25 protein-coding genes and 1 other annotated feature (1 of these 26 running past the window's edge) are annotated in these 20122 nt (G+C 35.6%); of the genes, 15 read left to right on the top strand and 10 right to left on the bottom strand.

Annotated elements, in window-relative coordinates:
- Positions 1 to 45 precede the first annotated feature (45 nt).
- The 10 genes from DN393_RS05005 (at position 46) to DN393_RS04960 (ending at position 8079) form a co-directional block, all read left to right on the top strand.
- The gene (locus DN393_RS05005) at positions 46 to 1146 is read left to right on the top strand and encodes a glycosyltransferase (RefSeq protein ID WP_000932898.1); all 1101 of its coding nucleotides are present in this window, start codon (positions 46 to 48) and stop codon (positions 1144 to 1146) included.
- Between the two features lie 152 nt (positions 1147 to 1298).
- On the top strand, positions 1299 to 1988 hold the full coding sequence (locus DN393_RS05000) for a class I SAM-dependent methyltransferase (RefSeq protein ID WP_001087871.1): 690 nt from the start codon (positions 1299 to 1301) through the stop codon (positions 1986 to 1988).
- Entirely contained in the window at positions 1985 to 2671 is a 687-nt protein-coding gene (locus tag DN393_RS04995; RefSeq protein WP_064476799.1) for a glycosyltransferase family protein, read from the top strand. The genes DN393_RS05000 and DN393_RS04995 overlap by 4 nt, the downstream gene beginning before the upstream one ends.
- A 12-nt stretch (positions 2672 to 2683) precedes the next feature.
- Positions 2684 to 3364 carry a glycosyltransferase family protein gene (locus DN393_RS04990; protein WP_000651513.1) on the top strand — a complete coding sequence of 227 codons (681 nt, stop codon included), beginning with the start codon at positions 2684 to 2686 and terminating at the stop codon, positions 3362 to 3364.
- A 14-nt stretch (positions 3365 to 3378) separates the two neighbouring features.
- Positions 3379 to 4116, top strand: a complete 738-nt coding sequence (locus DN393_RS04985; RefSeq protein ID WP_000676179.1) for a sugar phosphate nucleotidyltransferase — start codon at positions 3379 to 3381, stop codon at positions 4114 to 4116.
- 8 nt (positions 4117 to 4124) lie between these two features.
- On the top strand, positions 4125 to 4670 hold the full coding sequence (rfbC, locus tag DN393_RS04980; RefSeq protein ID WP_088048331.1) for a dTDP-4-dehydrorhamnose 3,5-epimerase: 546 nt from the start codon (positions 4125 to 4127) through the stop codon (positions 4668 to 4670).
- A gap of 16 nt (positions 4671 to 4686) precedes the next feature.
- Entirely contained in the window at positions 4687 to 5658 is a 972-nt protein-coding gene (gene rfbB / locus DN393_RS04975; protein WP_064476797.1) for a dTDP-glucose 4,6-dehydratase, read from the top strand.
- Between the two features lie 11 nt (positions 5659 to 5669).
- A complete protein-coding gene (gene rfbD / locus DN393_RS04970; RefSeq protein WP_000664550.1) occupies positions 5670 to 6524 on the top strand; it encodes a dTDP-4-dehydrorhamnose reductase in 855 nt (284 codons plus the stop codon).
- A 109-nt stretch (positions 6525 to 6633) separates the two neighbouring features.
- Positions 6634 to 7404 (top strand): enoyl-ACP reductase FabI, encoded by a 771-nt coding sequence (fabI, locus tag DN393_RS04965; protein WP_000421885.1) that lies wholly within the window; start codon positions 6634 to 6636, stop codon positions 7402 to 7404.
- 141 nt (positions 7405 to 7545) lie between these two features.
- Positions 7546 to 8079 carry a spore coat CotO family protein gene (locus DN393_RS04960; protein ID WP_064476796.1) on the top strand — a complete coding sequence of 178 codons (534 nt, stop codon included), beginning with the start codon at positions 7546 to 7548 and terminating at the stop codon, positions 8077 to 8079.
- Between the two features lie 60 nt (positions 8080 to 8139).
- Here DN393_RS04960 and exsY read toward each other — a convergent pair whose 3' ends face one another.
- Positions 8140 to 8598: an exosporium assembly protein ExsY gene (gene exsY / locus DN393_RS04955; RefSeq protein ID WP_001277728.1), complete on the bottom strand. Its 459-nt coding sequence runs from the start codon at positions 8596 to 8598 to the stop codon at positions 8140 to 8142.
- Between the two features lie 125 nt (positions 8599 to 8723).
- On the opposite strand from exsY, the gene DN393_RS04950 reads away from it, so the two are divergent.
- The gene (locus DN393_RS04950) at positions 8724 to 9083 is read left to right on the top strand and encodes a DUF1360 domain-containing protein (RefSeq protein ID WP_000899661.1); all 360 of its coding nucleotides are present in this window, start codon (positions 8724 to 8726) and stop codon (positions 9081 to 9083) included.
- Between the two features lie 101 nt (positions 9084 to 9184).
- Positions 9185 to 9370 (top strand): hypothetical protein, encoded by a 186-nt coding sequence (locus DN393_RS04945; RefSeq protein ID WP_033657682.1) that lies wholly within the window; start codon positions 9185 to 9187, stop codon positions 9368 to 9370.
- Between the two features lie 77 nt (positions 9371 to 9447).
- Here the strand turns inward: DN393_RS04945 and exsF are convergent, their stop codons facing one another.
- The 6 genes from exsF to DN393_RS04915 all read right to left on the bottom strand — a co-directional run bounded on the left by exsF (position 9448) and on the right by DN393_RS04915 (position 14665).
- Positions 9448 to 9951, bottom strand: a complete 504-nt coding sequence (gene exsF, locus DN393_RS04940) for an exosporium protein ExsF (RefSeq protein ID WP_000492933.1) — start codon at positions 9949 to 9951, stop codon at positions 9448 to 9450.
- A 167-nt stretch (positions 9952 to 10118) separates the two neighbouring features.
- Positions 10119 to 10589, bottom strand: coding sequence for a spore coat protein CotY (gene cotY / locus DN393_RS04935; protein WP_064476795.1), 471 nt, complete (start codon positions 10587 to 10589; stop codon positions 10119 to 10121).
- A gap of 143 nt (positions 10590 to 10732) precedes the next feature.
- Positions 10733 to 12799, bottom strand: coding sequence for an ATP-dependent helicase (locus DN393_RS04930; protein ID WP_064476794.1), 2067 nt, complete (start codon positions 12797 to 12799; stop codon positions 10733 to 10735).
- Between the two features lie 99 nt (positions 12800 to 12898).
- Positions 12899 to 13321 carry a GNAT family N-acetyltransferase gene (locus tag DN393_RS04925; RefSeq protein ID WP_046957039.1) on the bottom strand — a complete coding sequence of 141 codons (423 nt, stop codon included), beginning with the start codon at positions 13319 to 13321 and terminating at the stop codon, positions 12899 to 12901.
- A 1-nt stretch (position 13322) separates the two neighbouring features.
- On the bottom strand, positions 13323 to 13841 hold the full coding sequence (locus DN393_RS04920) for a YjcG family protein (protein ID WP_000765870.1): 519 nt from the start codon (positions 13839 to 13841) through the stop codon (positions 13323 to 13325).
- Positions 13842 to 13933: 92 nt separating this feature from the next.
- A complete protein-coding gene (locus DN393_RS04915; protein ID WP_064476793.1) occupies positions 13934 to 14665 on the bottom strand; it encodes an alpha/beta hydrolase in 732 nt (243 codons plus the stop codon).
- 203 nt (positions 14666 to 14868) lie between these two features.
- Here DN393_RS04915 and DN393_RS04910 point away from each other — a divergent pair, with 203 nt between their 5' ends.
- Both DN393_RS04910 and DN393_RS04905 read left to right on the top strand, forming a co-directional pair.
- On the top strand, positions 14869 to 15780 hold the full coding sequence (locus DN393_RS04910) for a DMT family transporter (RefSeq protein WP_064476792.1): 912 nt from the start codon (positions 14869 to 14871) through the stop codon (positions 15778 to 15780).
- A gap of 69 nt (positions 15781 to 15849) precedes the next feature.
- Positions 15850 to 16425 carry a Crp/Fnr family transcriptional regulator gene (locus DN393_RS04905; RefSeq protein ID WP_064476791.1) on the top strand — a complete coding sequence of 192 codons (576 nt, stop codon included), beginning with the start codon at positions 15850 to 15852 and terminating at the stop codon, positions 16423 to 16425.
- On the opposite strand, the gene DN393_RS04900 is transcribed toward DN393_RS04905, so the two are convergent.
- Positions 16415 to 17065: a DUF4386 domain-containing protein gene (locus tag DN393_RS04900; protein WP_149173337.1), complete on the bottom strand. Its 651-nt coding sequence runs from the start codon at positions 17063 to 17065 to the stop codon at positions 16415 to 16417. The genes DN393_RS04905 and DN393_RS04900 overlap by 11 nt on opposite strands.
- Positions 17066 to 17152: 87 nt before the next feature.
- Here DN393_RS04900 and DN393_RS04895 point away from each other — a divergent pair, with 87 nt between their 5' ends.
- The gene (locus DN393_RS04895) at positions 17153 to 17548 is read left to right on the top strand and encodes a PH domain-containing protein (protein ID WP_088048333.1); all 396 of its coding nucleotides are present in this window, start codon (positions 17153 to 17155) and stop codon (positions 17546 to 17548) included.
- Between the two features lie 24 nt (positions 17549 to 17572).
- On the opposite strand, the gene DN393_RS04890 is transcribed toward DN393_RS04895, so the two are convergent.
- Both DN393_RS04890 and putP read right to left on the bottom strand, forming a co-directional pair.
- Positions 17573 to 17971, bottom strand: a complete 399-nt coding sequence (locus DN393_RS04890) for an Ig-like domain-containing protein (RefSeq protein WP_088048334.1) — start codon at positions 17969 to 17971, stop codon at positions 17573 to 17575.
- 157 nt (positions 17972 to 18128) lie between these two features.
- A complete protein-coding gene (putP, locus tag DN393_RS04885) occupies positions 18129 to 19607 on the bottom strand; it encodes a sodium/proline symporter PutP (protein ID WP_048561494.1) in 1479 nt (492 codons plus the stop codon).
- A 306-nt stretch (positions 19608 to 19913) separates the two neighbouring features.
- Positions 19914 to 20122, top strand: a binding site (T-box leader); it runs 29 nt beyond the window's last position.

Genomic DNA, 20122 nt, shown 5'->3' with positions numbered 1-20122 from the left:
GTTTATTGTATGTATAACATATGATTGATTTGGAAGAGGGTGATTATGTTGAACAAGCAAGGAATTACAATTAGTCTATGTATGATTGTTCGAGATGAGGAAGATACAATCGGTCGATGTTTAGATGCAGTAGAAAAAATCGTTGATGAAATTATTATAGTTGATACAGGTTCCATTGATCGAACGAAAGAAATTGTAGCTCAATATACCTCTAACATATATGACTTTCCATGGATTAATGATTTTGCGGCAGCTAGAAATTTTTCTTTTTCAAAAGCAACGCAAGAATATATATTATGGCTAGATGCTGATGATGTGTTATTAGAAGATGCTCAAGAGGCATTGAAGCTATTAAAAAAAGAATTAGATTCTAATGTGGATGCTGTTTCGATGCCTTATCATCTTGTAATGGATTCTAATGGGAAACCTTTATATTGTACAAAAAGATATCGGCTTGTAAAGCGTGAAAAAGAATTTCAATGGTTTGGAAAGGTGCATGAGTATTTAGCTATTTTTGGTGAGATTTTTAATAGTAATGTTGCGGTTACGCATAAAAAAGAAAAGAAAGTAACGAACCGCAATTTGAAAATTTTTCAGGATGCTGTAGCAGCTGGAGAAGAATTGAGTCCGAGAGATTTGTTTTATTACGCGAATGAATCTATGGATAATCAAAAATATGATGATGCAGTTTTACTTTATAAAACATTTCTTAATCAAGATGAAGGTTGGTATGAAGAGAAAATTTATGCATGTGGTAAATTAGGAGATTGCTATGCAAAGCTTGGAATGTGGGAGAAGGCAGTTGAATCTTGTGTAAAGTCATTTCGGTATGATGTCCCTAGAGGAGAGAATTGTACAAGAATAGGATATATATATATGGATCAACAAAAATACAATGAAGCAATTTTTTGGTTTAAACTTGCAACAGAAGTGACAATGGCAACAGAGAGTCCTTTTCACAGTCCAGCTAGCTACACATGGATTCCCTATTTACAAATGTGTATTTGTTATAGCAAGTTAGGCGAGCAAGATAAAGCTTATTATTACAATGAATTAGCAGCTTCTTATGTTCCAAATAATGCTGCAATTGAATATAACCGTAAATATTTTCGGAGTGTTTTTGATAAACAATATAAATCGTTATAGGTTGCGTTTTTCTAGAAATGATGTAGCACGATTCTAACTCTAATAGATTGGCTATATAGTAAAGTATCGGCAATGTAACCAGTACTGGTTACATCTATAGACTTTAGATGAGATTTATATTTCAAATTCAATTTGCATAAGGAGTGTGTAAAATGAATTCCCCAAAAAATTCTTTATACGAAGAAAAGTCCGGGCATTATTATAATGCAGTGAATCCGAATTTATTAAAGCATATAAAAAAGGAATGGAAAGAAGTTCTTGATATCGGTTGCTCGAGTGGTGCATTGGGAGCTGCCATAAAAGAAAATGGCACACGTGTATCAGGAATTGAGGCATTCCAAGAGGCGGCAGAACAAGCAAAAGAAAAACTAGATCATGTTGTTTTAGGTGATATAGAAACAATGGATATGCCGTATGAGGAGGAGCAATTTGATTGCGTTATATTTGGTGACGTACTAGAGCATTTATTTGATCCGTGGGCTGTAATAGAAAAAGTAAAACCATATATAAAGCAAAATGGTGTAATTTTGGCTAGTATCCCGAACGTTTCTCACATTTCAGTATTAGCGCCCCTACTCGCTGGAAATTGGACGTATACAGAATATGGTTTATTAGATAAAACACATATTCGTTTCTTTACATTTAATGAAATGCTACGAATGTTTTTAAAAGCAGGCTATTCAATTAGTAAAGTAGATCGTGTATATGTTGATCATAAAATGTATGAACCGCTTATTGAGGAATTATATGGAATTTGTAAAAAATATCGTCTTGGAAGTGGCTTCATGGCTGAGACGGTTGTATTTCAATATATTATTGAAGCAGAAAAATCACAATTATGAGTGCGGCAGATAAAACAATATTATTTGTTACGTGTATAAATGATCGGAAAATGTATGCACAATGTGCGCGACATATATTACAATTGCCAGTTCCTCCAGGATATACGATACAATTTATGCCGATTCGAAACGCAGAAAGTATGACGAGTGGATATAATAAAGCAATTTCGCATCCAGCAAAATATAAAGTGTATATACATCAAGATGTTTTCATTGTAAATGTAGGATTTTTATATGGATTACTTCAATTGTTTCAGGAACATGAACATCTTGGAATGATTGGTATGGTTGGAGCCCAATATGTTCCTCCAAATGGAATATGGAATGTAGGCAGAGGAGTTGTTGGAAAAGTCATTGGTTATATGAATGATTTATTTTATATGGCGAGTCAAGAAAAGCCGTATCATGACTCAAAAACATTTATGCCAGTTGAATGTATTGACGGATTATTAATGGCAACGCAATACGATATTCCGTGGCGGGAAGACTTGTTTGATGGATTTGACTATTATGATGTGTCTCAATCATTTGAATTTAGAAAAGCAGGCTATACAGTTGGGGTTCCTGTACAGCGTGATGCGTGGTGCATTCATTATCATATTGATGTGAATATGACAAACTATGAAAAGTATAGAAAAATATTTGTGGAGCACTATATGTCAGATGTAAATCAAGACGAATAGAGGGGCTACAAAATGAAAGATCATACAATATTAGTCGTTGTTTGTATAAATAATGAAGAGCTATTTGAACAATGTGAGAGACAAATAAGAAACCTTTTTGTTCCCCCTGGTTATGTCGTACAAATTTTTCCGATACGAGATGCGAAAAGTATGGCAAGTGCATATAACCGAGCACTTTCATATCCCGCGAAGTATAAGGTTTATATACATCAAGATACTTATCTTATTAATCGTGAGATGTTTTATACACTCATTTCACTTTTTAAAGATAACGAAAAACTTGGTTTAATTGGCGTAGCTGGTGCTCAGTTTTTACCGAGTAACGGGATATGGTGGGAAGGGAAAAATTTGGTCGGGAAAGTGATTGAGTACAGAAGACAGAATTATCAATTATTAAATTTAGATCAGCTGTTTTATGGGAATCAATCATTTATGTCAGTTCAAGCAATTGATGGATTATTAATGGCCACACAATATGATATTCCGTGGCGAGAAGACTTGTTTCAAGGATTCCACTTTTATGATGTGTCGCAGTCTTTAGAATTTCAAAAGGCGGGTTATTTAATTGGTATCCCTAATCAAGCAAATTTATGGTGTATTCACTACAACGGGGATGAGTTTGATGCGGATACATATGAGAAGGATCGGAAAGTGTTTGTAGAACATTACAAAGATATACTATCTCCATCATAAGGGAGAGATGCAGGATGAAAGGAATTATTTTAGCAGGTGGAACTGGATCGAGATTATATCCTATAACGAAAGTAACGAATAAACACTTGCTTCCTGTTGGACGTTATCCAATGATATATCATGCGGTATATAAGCTAAAACAATGCGAAATTACAGATATTATGATTATTACAGGTAAAGAACATATGGGAGATGTTGTTAGTTTTTTAGGGAGCGGTCAAGAGTTTGGTGTGTCTTTTACGTATCGTGTGCAAGATAAGGCTGGCGGAATTGCACAAGCATTAGGGCTCTGTGAGAGTTTCGTCGGGAACGATCGTATGGTAGTTATATTAGGCGATAATATCTTTTCTGATGATATTCGTCCGTATGTTGAAGAGTTTGCAAGTCAAAAAGAGGGTGCGAAAGTACTGCTACAATCTGTAGATGATCCGGAGAGATTTGGTGTAGCAAATATTCAAAACCGAAAAATAATTGAAATTGAAGAAAAACCGAAAGAGCCGAAAAGTTCCTATGCAGTTACAGGGATTTATTTGTATGATTCGAAAGTTTTTTCTTATATAAAAGAATTAAAACCTTCCGCAAGGGGAGAACTTGAAATTACAGATATTAATAATTGGTATTTAAAACGAGGGGTACTTACTTATAATGAAATGAGCGGTTGGTGGACAGATGCGGGAACTCATGTTTCTCTTCAAAAGGCGAATACGTTAGCGAGGGATATAAACTTTGGGAAACAGTTTAACGGAGAATAGGTGAGAATATGAAAGTTGTAGAAACAAACTTTACCGACGCAAAATTGTTAGAACCGAGGTTATTTGGAGATGAGCGTGGCTTTTTTACAGAAAGTTATAATAAGAAGGTGCTAGAAACATTAGGGATTACTTATTCATTTGTACAGGATAACGTATCTTATTCAGCTAGGTCGGGAACGATTCGGGGATTACACTTTCAAAAAAATCCGAAAGCACAAACGAAACTTATTCAAGTTATGCAAGGAGCAATCTATGACGTTATCGTCGATTTACGAAAAGATTCCCCAACGTTTCAACAGTGGAGAGGATATATTTTAAGTGCAGATAATTACCGGCAATTATTAGTGCCAAAAGGATTTGCACATGGTTTTTGTACACTTGTTCCGCATACGATTGTTATGTATAAAGTAGATGAATATTATAGCGCCGAGCATGACTCAGGGTTACTTTGGAGCGATAAAGAATTAGCAATTCCATGGCCGGTAACAAGTCCTATTTTGTCTGATAAAGATCGAATATTACCGTTACTTCAGGAATGTGAAGATAGCTTTTGAGTAGGAGAGTTGTTATATGAATATATTAGTAACAGGTGGGGCCGGATTTATTGGAAGTAATTTTGTTCATTACATGTTACAAAGATATGAAACATATAAAATTATTAATTTCGATGCATTAACATATAGCGGGAATTTAAATAACGTGAAGCCTCTTCAAGGGCATCCGAATTACTCTTTTGTAAAAGGGGAAATTCAAAATGGAGAGCTGCTAGAGCATGTCATAAAAGAGCGAGACGTCCATGTGATTGTAAATTTCGCAGCTGAATCACATGTGGACCGTAGTATTGAAAATCCGATCCCTTTTTATGATACAAATGTAATTGGGACAGTCACCTTATTAGAATTAGTAAAAAAATATCCACATATCAAACTCGTGCAAGTATCAACAGATGAGGTGTACGGCTCTTTAGGGAAAACAGGGCGATTTACCGAGGAAACCCCATTAGCTCCAAATAGTCCATACTCTTCAAGCAAGGCGAGCGCCGACATGATAGCTTTATCTTATTATAAAACATATCAATTACCAGTTATAGTAACGCGTTGCTCCAATAACTATGGGCCGTATCAATATCCTGAAAAATTAATTCCATTAATGGTTACGAATGCGCTGGAAGGAAAAAAACTACCGTTATATGGCGATGGATTAAATGTAAGAGATTGGTTACATGTAACGGATCATTGTAGTGCGATTGACGTTGTTCTGCATAAGGGACGTATAGGAGAAGTATATAATATAGGTGGAAATAATGAAAAAACGAATTTAGATGTTGTGGAACAAATTATCTCTCTCTTAGGAAAAACGAAAGAAGATATTGCGTATGTTACAGACCGTTTAGGGCATGATCGTCGTTATGCGATTGATGCACAAAAGATGAAGAATGAGCTTGGGTGGGAACCGCAGTATACGTTTGAACAGGGGCTAAAAGAAACTGTGGAATGGTATGAACATCATATAGAATGGTGGACACCACTAAAAGAAAAGTAAGGGGCATAGAAATGAAAGAACGGCTTATCATAACGGGAGCAAACGGTCAATTAGGAAAGCAACTACAAGAAGAGTTAAATCCTGAAGAATATGACATATATCCATTTGATAAAAAGTTACTAGATATAACAAATATATCCCAAATGCAGCAAGTGGTACAAGAAGTAAGGCCACACATAATTATTCATTGTGCAGCGTATACGAAGGTTGATCATGCTGAGAAAGAACAAGATCTTGCTTATGTAATAAATGCAATAGGAGCTCGAAATGTAGCGGTTGCTTCACAATTAGTAGGGGCAAAGTTAGTTTATATTAGTACTGATTATGTATTTCAGGGCGACAGACCGGAAGGGTATGATGAATTTCAGAATCCGTCGCCAATAAATATATACGGAGCTTCTAAGTATGCAGGAGAGCAGTTCGTCAAAGAGTTACATAATAAATATTTTATCGTTCGCACATCGTGGTTATATGGTAAGCATGGAAATAATTTTGTGAAAACGATGATGCGATTAGGGAAAGACAGGACAGAAGTGTCTGTTGTAGCGGATCAAATCGGCTCTCCTACTTATGTGGCGGATTTAAATGTGATGATTAATAAGCTCATTCATACTTCTTTATATGGTACGTATCATGTATCAAATAGAGGCTCATGTTCTTGGTTTGAATTTGCAAAAAAAATATTTGCGTATGCAAATATGAAAGTGAATGTATTACCAGTTTCAACTGAAGAATTTGGAGCAGCGGCAGCGAGACCAAAATATTCTGTTTTTCAACATAACATGCTACGATTAAATGGTTTTTCACAAATGCCTTCTTGGGAAGAAGGATTAGAGCGGTTTTTTATAGAAACAAAAAGTCATTAACAAAATTTAAGTTAATGACTTTTTTGTTTGCCTTTAAGAGGTTTTATGGTACTATAATTATAGTATCAGGTACTAATAACAAGTATAAGCAATTCTGGGAGGATATATCATGGAACTATTACAAGGGAAAACATTTGTTGTTATGGGCGTTGCGAACCAAAGAAGTATTGCGTGGGGAATTGCTCGCTCTTTGCATAATGCAGGTGCAAAATTAATATTCACATATGCAGGAGAACGTTTAGAAAGAAACGTTCGTGAATTAGCGGACACATTAGAAGGACAAGAATCACTTGTATTACCTTGTGATGTAACAAATGATGAAGAACTTACAGCTTGCTTTGAAACAATTAAGCAAGAGGTTGGTACAATTCACGGTGTTGCACACTGTATTGCTTTTGCAAATCGTGATGATTTAAAAGGTGAATTTGTAGATACTTCTCGCGATGGATTTTTACTTGCACAAAATATTAGTGCATTCTCTTTAACAGCTGTAGCAAGAGAAGCGAAGAAAGTAATGACAGAAGGCGGAAATATTTTAACGTTAACATACCTTGGCGGCGAGCGCGTTGTGAAAAATTATAACGTAATGGGTGTTGCGAAAGCTTCATTAGAAGCGAGCGTGAAATATTTAGCTAACGATTTAGGTCAACACGGCATTCGCGTTAACGCTATTTCTGCAGGACCAATTCGTACGTTGTCTGCAAAAGGTGTAGGCGACTTTAACTCAATCTTAAGAGAAATTGAGGAGCGCGCACCACTTCGTCGTACAACAACTCCAGAAGAAGTTGGCGATACAGCAGTATTCTTATTCAGTGATTTAGCACGCGGCGTAACAGGAGAAAACATTCACGTTGATTCAGGGTATCATATCCTAGGATAAATATAATTTTCATTTTTAAAGGACAATCTCTAAATGTTGAGATTGTCCTTTTTATTTGTTCTTAGAAAGAATGATTTTTAACGAAAGTTCTTACCACGTTATGAATATAACTATAATAGTACACGATTTATTCAGCTACGTATGGAAGTGGGAGGGACGAGTGTGAAGAATAAAAATAAAAGTTCAACAGTTGGAAAACCGTTGTTATATATTGCGCAAGTAAATTTGGAACTTGCTGCACCGAAAATAAAAAGGATTATCTTAACAAACTTTGAAAATGAGGATCGAAAAGAGCGCAGTAATAGAAACGAAAATGCTGTAAGTAGTGCTGTGGAAGAAGTAATAGAACAACAACAAGAAGAGCAACAAGAAGAACAAGTAGAAGAAAAAATAGAAGAAGAGGAACAAGTACAAGAACAGCAAGAGCCAGTGAGAACTGTTCCGTATAATAAATCATTTAAGGATATGAATAATGATGAGAAAATTCATTTCTTATTAAACCGTCCTCATTACATTCCGAAAGTAAGGTGCAGAATAAAAACGGCTACAGTTTCTTATATTGGATCAATCATATCGTATCGTAATGGCATTGTATCCATTATGCCGCAAAATAGTATGAGAGATATTAAGTTGTCTATAGATGATATCCAATCGATTAGTATGGCCGGCTTTTAAATATGTAAAGGTGGTAGAAATCTTCTACCACCCCAATAGTTTTTTAGTTTACTTCACTTATTAGATAGAAACGTCGCGTAAGCACTGAATCGCACAGAAGCAGCTTAAATCAACAGTAAGACAAGTGTTAGTCGATACTAATCTTGCATTTGGTACAGCTAAAAACGTACAAATTGGATCATTATCAGGTGGTACAGGAGAAGTATCACCTAATACTACAGTTAATACACGTAATACAGCACAGCTATCATCATCTACACTTTCCACACGGAAAATTGGAGATCGGCAGCTTGAAAGGCTTGCAGTTGGTGCAAATGCTTCAAAAGGTTCTCCAGTTTTTGTGTATAAAATAAAAGGGCGTGTATTTGCTACTGAAGCACTATTGTGTGCTCCTAAAAATGGGATTTCACAACCAGATCCACACGTTGTTGTAGAACAATCTTGTAATTCATTGATGAATTTTACAACGTCAACTACACAATGAGAAGAGCCATGGTGTTTATTTTCGTTACAACTCATTAATGTCACTCCTTATCTTCTTGTTTGTATTTACATTAATAAGATATTGGAGTCGAGGAGATTTGGTCACAATCTCAAGAGCTTTTTTTTTAAATAGGCGAAAGAAGATAAGGGAAGGTGGAATCATGCTGTTTACAAGTTGGCTTTTATTTTTCATTTTCGCGTTAGCTGCTTTTAGGCTCACCCGTTTAATTGTTTATGATAAAATTACAGCTTTTTTGCGAAGACCGTTTATTGATGAATTAGAGATTACAGAGCCGGATGGAAGTGTATCAACTTTTACAAAAGTAAAAGGTAAAGGATTAAGAAAGTGGATTGGAGAATTATTAAGCTGTTATTGGTGTACAGGTGTATGGGTTAGTGCTTTTTTATTAGTTTTATATAATTGGATTCCTATCGTTGCAGAGCCGTTACTTGCATTATTAGCTATTGCAGGAGCAGCAGCAATCATTGAAACGATTACAGGATACTTTATAGGAGAATAATATATTTTCATAATACGAGAAAAAGCGGAGTTTAAAAGAATGAGGGAACGGAAATAAAGAGTTGTTCATATAGTAAATAGACAGAATTGACAGTAGAGGAGATGTTTGCTGTGAGTAATAGTCCAAGGCAAAATTCATATGACCTGCAGCAATGGTATCATATACAGCAACAACACCAAGCACAACAACAGGCATACCAAGAACAATTACAACAACAAGGATTTGTGAAGAAAAAGGGATGTAATTGCGGGAAAAAGAAGAACACAATAAAACATTATGAAGAATGAAACACTCATATTACTGTGAGTGTTTTTTATTATAAATATAAAAAGCGGTATTTCTAAGGAAGAAATACCGCTTTTTACTAGCTAATTTGTGCAACTGTTAATGCTGCCGCACGGATGTCTACGGTTCCAATTAACTCAACTGGTACAATTTGAATTAAATCGCCAGGGTTTAAGTTAATCAGAATAACACCACTGGATACGTCTACTTCACCAGTACCAATAACGTTAGAACGAACTGCTGTACCTGATCCAGGAATAATGTTAGCTGGCGTACCTAATGATAAGAAGAAACGACCAGCTTCTGGTGCAACAGGTGCGTTATCAAGACTAATTGTTAATGTATAACTGATTTGATAAATACCAGCTCGTAGAATTCGAATGCCATCTCCGACACTTACTGTATCATTTATTACAGGAACAGTAATATTTGGGTTTGGACTTACGCTAGGTAATAGTAATGGTGTGAATAATGAAGCGAACTGAGGGGCAGAAGCGTTGAAAGCAAAACCGAAGGCAGGTAGTGTACTAGCTGGTTTCGCCTCACAATCGATTTTAGTAAATTCGCAATCAGAAGAGAACATGTTTTTCACTCCTTTATCTGTTTCTACTTTCAGTTAATGAAAAGGACAGGTTCTATGTTCTAGACAAGTTCCCAATTTTATAAAAAATACATAATAATACCTTTTAAGCATGGATTGGGTGGCAGAAAATTCTGCCACCCAATCCATGCTTAACTCATTATTTAGTTTTAAATCGTAACATCACGTAAGCATTGAATAGCGCAGAAGCAACTTAAATCAACAGTAAGACAAGTGTTGGTCGATATTAATCTTGCATTTGGTACAGCTAAAAACGTACAAATTGGATCATTATCAGGTGGTACAGGAGAAGTATCACCTAATACTACAGTTAATACACGCAATACAGCGCAATCATCATCGTCTATACTCTCGACACGGAAAATTGGAGATCGGCAGCTAGAAAGGCTTGCAGTTGGTGCAAATGCTTCAAAAGGTGCTCCAGCTTTAGTGTATAAAATAAAAGGACGTGTATTCGCTACTGATGCACTATTATGTGCTCCTAAAAATGGAACTTCGCAACCAGATCCACAGGTTGTGGTTGCACATTCTTGTAATTCATGTATAAAACGAACGACATTTGATACACAGTTGAAATCACAATCGTGATGATGATGGTCTTCGTTACAATTGCAGCTCATTATGTTCACTCCTTATCGTGAGTTCTGACATACACTATTACAATATGAATGGGATATGGTTGATATTACGTTAATTCTTATGATAAGAACATGGAATTTATATAGGAGGGATGTACATAATGCAATATGAAAAAAAGACATCCTTATTTAGTGGATGTCTTTTCAGGTAAATCTTTTCGCGTAGTATATAAAAAACGAGAGATATCTAATTTTTTCCCTCTAAAAAATTGAGGAGAGGAAATGTAAAGTTCTTCTTTCGCACGTGTAATTGCGACATAAAGTAGTCGGCGTTCTTCCTCTAAAGCTTCAGAAGTCTCTGTAACACGATCATTCGCATCTTTTAAAGAAGAAGTATGGGGGAGAATACCATCGCTCGCTCCAAGTAAAAAAACGCATGGAAATTCAAGGCCTTTTGCGTTATGAATAGACATAAGCGAGACAGCATTTTTTTCCGGCATTGTTTTTAATGCTTCCATTTCTTTTTGACCTTGAATTGCTTCATCAATAAATTGTAAGTATGCTGGAATATCGGTGAAACGAGTTGCTGACTCCATTAATTCTTCTAACATTTCTTCTTGTATATCTTTATGCATCGTGAAGGAAGAACGATCGTTACTTTTTAAGTACTCTAAATACTTTCCTTTACCATGAATAATTTCTTTTAATGCCTTTTTCGGTTCTAATTCTTTTATAAATTTAATAAAATCGATACGCTCATTTACCTTTTTCACTTGAAAAGGTTTTAAGCTCGGATTTAATAATAAGAAATGAAGAAGAGAAGGGAACCGCCCCTCACCATATTTCCATTGTTCACGTTCAATAAATGAAATACAATCATCACGCCCGATATACATCGTTGGCAATATATTTGAAAGTGATTCTAGTCGAAACGGTTCAATCACCAGTCTTAAATGATCTAATACAGGCTTAATTAAAGAATGTTCATAAAATGATTGACTCGCCCCGTGCTTAATAAACGGGATTTTGTGAATTGTAAGCTGATCGAGTAACGAACGGCTTACAGAATGTGTGCGATACAGTAAACAAAAATCTTTATAGTTGCGTTCGCCGCTATCTACTTTTTCTTGAATGAGCTGCAAAATTTGATTTGCTTCATCAAGAGTCGTAGCAGGTCTTGCGTAAAAAGGTTGTACACCTTCTTCGCGCACAGAATATAGCTCTTTATCAAAACGCTCCTGATTTAGTTTGATAACTTCATTTCCAAGTCCGACGATAAAAGGATTGGATCGATAATTCGTATTAAGTGCGATAATCGTAGTGTTATCAAATTCTTTTGGAAAAGATAAAATAATTTGGTGACTTGCTCCTCGCCAGCCATATATCGCCTGATCGTCATCACCTGCGATAAATAAATTATTTCTTGGCGTGGCTAACAATTTTACAATTTCATATTGTGCATACGATGTATCTTGGAACTCATCTACTTCAATATAGTGGAAACGTTGTTGTAATTGGGTAAGCAAAGGAGTGTTATTTTCTAACATATAATATGTTTCTAATAAGATGTCATCGAAATCAATATAATTATATCGTTGTTTCACTTCTTCAAAACGTTCGTATACTTCTTTAAATTCTTGTTCAACGGGTGTTTTTGCTTTTACATCTTTCGGACGATTCAATTTGTTTTTCTCAAGTGAAATCATAGCGAGCATCGTTTCAGCATCATAATCGTCTTTTAAGCGTAACTCTTTTAAGATTTTCTTTATCATAATTTGTTTATGTTTTTCGTTTGCTAAAATTTGCTGATTATATCCTTGACTACGAAGCAATTTTAAAAAGACGGAGTGGAACGTACCAGCAACAACGTAGCTACTTGCAGCACGATTCATACCAGGTAAATTTGCTACACGGTTTCGGATTTCTTCAGCTGCTTTTTGTGTAAATGTAAGCAGTAAAATATTGCGTGGATGAACTTGTTTTACATTTACTAAATAACCTACGCGGGTTGTTAAAACAGAGGTTTTCCCGCTTCCGGCACCAGCTAATGTAAGGACAGGACCTTCTGTCGTTCGCACGGCCTCTAATTGTTTCTCATTTAAAAATACATTTTGTTGCTCGAGAGCGCGGAAATACGCTGCATCAGCATCTTCTTCCATAATTAAATGGGTAGATGTTTTTGGAATATGGTATGTTGCACGCGGAATATCAGCGTGCGTTAATGATTTTTGTGAAAATTTTTCTTGTGTCATATATTCACCTTCAAAACTATAGCATCAACATTTAACTTTAGCGGAAGAAAAAGAAAATAGCAATGTAAAAAACAGGAGGGGATACCTCCTGTTTTCAAATTACAATTCTTTTATCATAACGATGTGAGGAATATTTGCTTCCATGAATACATCAGAATGCGTTACATATCCAAGTTTCTTATAGAAATCTTCAGCATGTGTTTGGGCATGCAGCTTTAATTTTGGTAGCGAGTTTTCATTCGCATATGCTTCAAGTGCATCCATAACAATTTTTCCAATGCCTTTTTTACGATGGGAAGCTAGTACGCAAATACGTTCCATTTTTCCTATTCCATCCAGTATGCGAAAACGACCAGCACCAACTGGAACATCATTATCATATATAACAACGTGTGTTGAAGTTTCTTCAAACTCATCATACTCTTCGTCAGCAGAAACTTGTTGCTCATTCACAAATACTTGCTTACGTACAGAGAATGCATCTCTTAGTTGTTCGTCCGTTTGTACGATCTGTGCGTGCAAATTAGTTGTTCCCCTTTCCAAGGTGGAATGTTTCGTATACAGTCCACGTTCCGTTTTCTAATTGATATAGAAGATGGAAGCGATCAATTGGTTGTTCATAATAGAAATCTTTCATACGTAATCGACCTAATACATCAGCATGCTCTGCATCTGATAAGCCTTGTCCGATTGTTAAATGAGGTACGAAAGCGTACTCGCGTTCTTGTATAAAGAATTCGCTATGCATTTCCTCATTTAAGAAAGTAAGTTCAGGTGTTTTTTCTACTTTAAAATAAAGAACATTATTAACAGGTGCGAATGAACCAACTTTTCCGACATGAAGGGTGAAAGGGTTCGTTTTACTTGCGATTGTATGTAACTCTTTTACAATCGATTCTAATTGTTCATCTTGCGTCTCAAAGGGTGTTTTCAATGTAATATGTGGCGGAACTAATGCGTAGTGCGGATCATAACGTTTACGCAATCCGTTCGCTTTATCTTGAATCATTTTAGATGGAAAAATTACAATGCCTAATTTCATGTTCCAATTCCTCCCTTTGTAAGTCTAGTTAGATTTTGAGAAAATAAATCTCTTAATCTATTATATCAAATTATTCTGAATACTGCTCTCTATTATTTCATTGATAGAATATGAGAGAAAGCTTTCGGTAAATCAGTTTGCCAATATTTCCACGTGTGGTTACCTTCAAACTCCTCGTAATGCGTGATGAAATTTCTATCTGTCAGAAGCGTATTGAGCTCACGGTTCGGTTGTACGAAATCAGAAACTTGTCCATCAGTGCGTTTTACGGCTGTTTCTTCTGTCCCAATGACGTGATAAAGGTCTAGCGCCTCCGGATTTTTGAAGTCTTTTGCTAAGCTCATCACTGTTTCATCCACAAATGGTGATTGCATAATGACTTTACCGAATGTATGCGGATACATAAGTGCAGTCATGAAGGAAACTGTCCCGCCAAGAGAATCACCAATTAACACACGACCTTTTCCCATTTGGTAAGTTGGATAATTTTCATCGATATATGGTGCAAGTTCATGAGCAAGGAAACGAATATACGCAGCGTTTTTCACTTCGTTTGGAAAATATTTTTCTTTACGATCGTGTACATTTTTATATGGAATACCGACAATAATTGTACGGTCAATTTCTTCAGTTTCACGAAGGCGCTCAATTACACGGTGCGCTTTACCAAGCTGAAAATAATCTCTACCATCTTGTGCAATTACAACTGTATGTTTGTGCAGTGGTGTGTAATTTACCGGTAAGTAAACAAGAAGTGTAACATCTTCTTGAAGTGATGCGCTATAAAATGAAATTTCTTCAATTCTCCCTATTGTTTGATTCATGTAGATCCCCCTAAATAAAAATTTACTGTAATGATTGTAAGAGCGACGCTTGTAGTGAAAAAGAAAGAAATATTCACTAATAGGTGCTTTCGTTTCTATTTTACCATAATGGTACGAAGAATCTAAAAAATTAGTATTTAAGTTGTGAAAGAAAACGGATATAATGAAGTGGGATTTTTGACAGGTGAGAGGGGAGACGGAATTTGAAACAAGAAAGATCAATCGCACTACCATTAGCAATTTCCATTATAGCCATTTCATTCGCAGCAGTTTTTGTAAAGATGTCCTCAGCACCATCTTCCATATTAAGTATGTATCGATTATGGATTATCGTACTTATTATGCTGCCTATCGTTTGGAAAAAACGGGAAGAGTTTAGTAAGATTCAAATAAAAGATTGGGGATTTTTAATTGGATCTGGTTTCTTTTTAGCGCTGCATTTTCTTTTATGGTTTGAATCTTTAAAGCATACGACAGTTGCTAGTTCGACGATTATTTTAGCGCTTCAACCAATTGTATCTTTAGTTGGAGGTTTTTTCTTATTTAAAGAAAGAACAACATACTCAGCCATTGCAACAATGGGAATTGCAATACTAGGCGTCATGTGTATTGGGTGGGGAGATTTAGGGCTAAGTGAACAAGCAATTTATGGAGATATATTATCCTTTTTAAGTGTCATAGCGGTTGTCGGTTATTTATTTATCGGGCAAACAACAGTAAAGAAAGTATCACACTGGATTTATAGCTTTACAGTTTTTGCATTCGCAGGTATTTTTATGGGGATTTATAATATAGTATTGCAAGTGCCTTTTACAGGTTATACGAAGTGGGACTGGACCGTTTTTCTTTTACTTGCAGTTGTGCCGACAGTGTCACATGTCATTAATAATTGGTTATTAAACTACGTAAATGCAACAACAATTTCAATGAGTATTTTAGGAGAACCCGTTGGAGCATCTATACTAGCGTTCTTCTTACTCGGTGAAAGACTAAATGTAATGCAAATTATCGGTAGCATGCTCGTATTGTTTGGTGTATCTGTTTTCTTACTACAGCAACAAAAACGAACAGCAAAAAATGTAGTAAACGAGCCGGCGTATACACAGGAAATATAATGTTAGAGAAGAAAAGAGAAGTTGTGATACTTCTCTTTTTGTTTTACAGAAATATAGGGGAGGAAGGGAATGGAAGAAATATTAAAGAAGTATATGCAAAACCTTACAACACTAAGTGAAGAAGAGCAACACATGATTCTCAGTGAATTAAAAATTGGAGAATATAAAAAAGGAACAGTGCTCCTAAGGCAAGGAGATGTCCCTTCGAAATGTTATTTTGTATTAAAGGGATGCATTAGGCAACATCGTATAGATGAAACAGGGAAAGAGGTTACATCAAATTTTTATACAGAAGAACAAGCAATCACAAATTTTAATCATCATAAACAAGATAAATCATCCCCGCATACGTTAACGTGCCTAGAAGACTGTCTAGTTGTAATTGGCGACCTGCATAGTGAAAAGGACGTGTATAAGAAATATTCACAATTAGAAGAAATGACACGCCAAATGATTGAATACAATTTCGGTGAGATACAAGAAGAACTTTCATTATTTATTGCATCGACACCAGAAGAGCGCTACAAATCATTATTACAAAAACGACCTCATTTAATCAATCGTGTTCCTCAATATCAATTGGCAAGTTATCTAGGTATTACGCCAGAATCATTAAGTAGAATTAAGAAAAGACTCAAACAGTAGCGTTTTTTCCACCTCTAATCAATAGCCATATACTAAATCCGAGTTCACCTGCAATCATTGGCAGTTGGAACAGTGTTTGTATGATTGAAAACATCGTATTCATGACGTGAATTACGATATAACCGATAGACGCGAAGAATAGTAGTATACTAATACATTTCGGTATATGTTTAGCTAGAAAAGCTACATAACCTAAAAAGAAAAGATGTAAGCCGAAAATGATTAATCCTACAGACCAAATGTATTCGAATACACTGAGAGACAACATCACATATGTTTCTGGATTCGCAATCGTACTTTTTGAAAGTAGCAATGCCAATATTAGATTGAATATGGCGATTCCAAGTATCGCTGTATACATAAGACGAAGCAAGGCAGCTAGTAATGAGAGGCTAGTATGAATTGGTTTTAGAAAGAAATAAAGAGCCCACGCGGCGACAATATCAGTAATGAAAATGATAATCCAACCGAAGATTTCCGCTTTGAAAAGTGAATTTGAAGTTTGGATATTATGGAATGTCGCGCTCGCATCTTCTTGTACAACGAGATTTCCATGAACAAAACCGTAAGAAAAAAATGCAATGAATGCCATAACAAGAAGAGAAAAGCCAGCAAATAAAGCATACTTTCGTTCAGTCATAATACGTCCTCCTATTCTAATGTTGTTTTCATTGTAATAGGGAAGAGGAGGAGATTCATTGACTTAAATCAAGAGAGGGGAAGTTTAATGGAATTTCCATCAAAAAAAGATATATGGTTATATCCGATTTTTTTCGTTGTCATTGGAGCGTGTTTTGCTCCTCTATTTGCAGGAAAAGAGTATTTTCTTTTATTTTTTACAATTCCGTTAGCAATATTATTTATGTGGAGTTGGTTTTCGACAAAATACATCGTCGGAGAAGAAACAATTACAATTAGATCAGGTCTCGTTAAAAAACGCATATTTATACGAGATATAAAACAAATTTCAAATACGAAAAATCCAATAGCTGCTCATGCATTGTCATTGGAACGACTTGAAATTGTTTACGGTGCACATAAAACAGAAGTTATTTCTCCTAAAGATAAAGACCAATTCATCAATCTTGTTACAAGTAAAAATTCAAACATTGAAATGAAGTAAAAGAGTGGCTAGGAAGCCACTCTTTTACTTTGGATTTGTCATATAAGGTTGTACATGAATCATACATAGGTCACGGAACTTTCCTTCAGTAGTTGTGACAATTACTACTGCTCTTCCTGCACTTTTTCCAGTAATCGTTACCGTATCACCTTTTGGATACATTGTGATAACATCAGCATTCATATTTGTCCAAATAAGTTCTTTATTCGTCGCTTGCATTGGTAAAACGGAAGCTGATAGCTCAGTGCTTTGTCCAGTTCTTACCTTTAACTTATTTTTTTCCATATGAACACCGATGACTGAAATAACAGAAGGAGCAATTGAAATTTTAGGTGGATTAGGTTGTATGTTCAAACAAGAGGTAGAAGTATTTGTGATAGGTGAAAATTTTCGTGTGTGTTGTCGCTGAAAAGCTGCTAACATGTTGAAGTCCCCTTTCTGTATAAGTGCTGATATTCATACTATAAAGGAGTAGTGTTATGTTAAATTTAACGAAACATAAAGAATTTGTTAAATTTGAGAAGAAGATTGTCGAACTGTAAAAAAGCTCTGCTGTTATCATAACAGCAGAGCTTTCTTTTTATAGATTATGACTATGTTGTTTTTCGAAATCCTCAAATTGCTCTTCAACTTCTTTTGAAGGTTGTGTTAGTAAACTAACAATTACGATTACTAGTAAACTAATAGTGAAACCAGGAATCATTTCATATAAGAATTCTTTTAAGAATTTGAATTGAGTCCAAATAATTACTGTAGCGGCACCAGAAATCATACCAGCAAGTGCGCCCCACTTCGTCATACGTTTCCAATATAAGCTTAATAAAATAGCAGGTCCGAATGAAGAACCAAATCCAGCCCAAGCGTATCCAACAAGAGCTAAAATCGTATCATCTTGTTTAAGTGCTAATGCACATCCAATTAAAGCGATAACAAGAACAGCCATACGACCGACAAATACAAGTTCTTTATCAGAAGCAGAACGTTTAAAGAATGTACGATATAAATCTTCTGTTATAGCACTCGAAGTAACGAGTAACTGAGATGAAATTGTACTCATAACCGCTGCTAAAATAGCTGCTAATAAAAATCCAGTAATAAGTGGATGGAATAAAATAGTGCCAAGTTCAACGAAAATCGTTTCTGGATCAGAAAGTTTTAAACCTGCTTTTGAATAGTATGCAATACCGATAAGGCCAGTAAACATAGCTCCGACAACAGAAAAAATCATCCAGCTCATACCAATACGTCGTGCGCTTTTAATTTCTTTTACAGAAGAAATTGCCATAAAGCGTACGATAATATGTGGTTGTCCAACATAACCAAGGCCCCATGCGAATAATGAAATAATTCCTAATACAGAAGTACCTTTAAAAATATCTAATAATGCCGGATCGATAGATTTAATTGTTTCAAATGCTGGACCAAGTCCATTTACGTGCATAATTGTTACGACTGGAACAAGAATAAGAGCGACTACCATAATGATTCCTTGCACGAAGTCTGTCCAACTTACAGCTAAAAAACCACCAAATAATGTGTAAGCTACGACAACTCCACCAACGATAAGAAGACCAACATGGTAATTGAGTCCAAATGAATTTTCAAATAATACAGCGCCAGAGACAAATCCTGAAGCTACATAAAACGTGAAAAATATCATAATAACAAGTCCAGATACTAGGCGTAGCATATGGGATTTGTCGTGGAAACGGTGTTCCAAAAATTCTGGGATAGTAATAGAGTTGTTTGCAATTTCAGAGTAGGTACGTAAGCGAGGAGCGACATAGATCCAGTTTGCGTATGCGCCTAATGTTAGGCCGATCGCAATCCAACTACTACTTAATCCAACGCTAAACATTGCACCGGGTAATCCCATTAAAAGCCAACCACTCATATCAGCTGCTCCAGCACTTAATGCTGTTACTGCGGGGCCTAGTGTACGCCCGCCAAGCATATAATCTGTTAAGTTGGATGTTCGTTTGTAGGCGAAATAGCCAATTACTAACATCCCGAGCATGTAAATAGAGATAGAAGTTAAAGTTAACATCTGCGTACTCATGTAGTTCCCCTTCCTTTTGTCATGTCTTTTGATGCGTTATGCATATTTATAATCTATCATGATTATTCTGAAAAATCCATACAGAAATATGAATTTTCAGAAATGTAAGCGTTTTTTGACATCATTTTACTTTTTTAATATATAATATTCATGCAAAAAACCTTATTTTTAATAGAGTATTTATTATATTTACATAAAAAGAGGTTGTTTTGTCAATATAATATTGAAAGGAGAGAAAAATAAAATTCTTTTAAAAGTATTGACTTATGAAAAAAGTTAGGTCTATAATGAGTGCAACTTAAAAAAATGCAAGCGTTGATGAAGAAGAGTACACATGATGAACATGTCAGAGAGCTGATGGTTGGTGCGAATCAGTATGGGATTGATGTGGAATGGGCTTCGGAGCTTCCAAACCGAAACGAAAGAAGTAGGCTTTGGCGACATGATCTCATCGATACAAGAGACACGTATTGTTTTTGATACGGTAAAGTGCGTTACATTTGTAACGAATTAAG

Source organism: Bacillus sp. BPN334 (assembly GCF_008368885.1).
In the GTDB taxonomy this organism is placed as follows: Bacteria; Bacillota; Bacilli; order Bacillales; family Bacillaceae_G; genus Bacillus_A; species Bacillus_A wiedmannii.
Note: the sequence above shows the minus strand (reverse complement) of the source record. Positions and strands in the feature narration are given on the sequence as shown.